This is a genomic window from Tomitella biformata AHU 1821 (assembly GCF_000524475.1).
GTDB classification, from domain to species: domain Bacteria; phylum Actinomycetota; class Actinomycetes; order Mycobacteriales; family Mycobacteriaceae; genus Tomitella; species Tomitella biformata.
Map to the genome: position 1 here is coordinate 1 of NZ_BAVQ01000059.1, position 402 is coordinate 402.

1 protein-coding gene is annotated in these 402 nt (G+C 63.7%); it reads right to left on the reverse strand.

Annotated elements, in window-relative coordinates:
• A partial coding sequence (locus TBIF_RS23725; protein ID WP_038171437.1) for an IS1634 family transposase occupies positions 1-402 on the reverse strand: 402 nt, incomplete at both ends.

The window sequence follows — 402 nt, forward strand, 5'->3', positions numbered from 1 at the left end:
ACGCGCCTTGCGACGGCGAGCGCCGCGAACACGATCGTCAGATGCGCCTCGATCGCATCCCGCCGCCTGTGAAAAATAGGGCGGGCCCGAAGGTCTGTTTTGGACATTCTGAACGACTGCTCCACCCGCCACAAATCATGATACGTCGCGATCACCTCTCCTGAATCCATCACTGCGGCAGGAAGATTCGTGACATAGCCCTTCAGCCCAACGAGGGATCTGGCGCGGGCGATCGAGGTCTGATCAAGCGTGCGGCCCTTCGCCGTGGTCTTGACGAACCGCGTCGATTTCGGGGCCTTGCCGCCGTCGACAACGTCACGGGCGCGGGCCTCCTGCGCGTTCAACGTCTTCTCGTCGTGCGCGGCCCGCTTGGTGGAATACGCCCAGACTGCCCGCCACGCG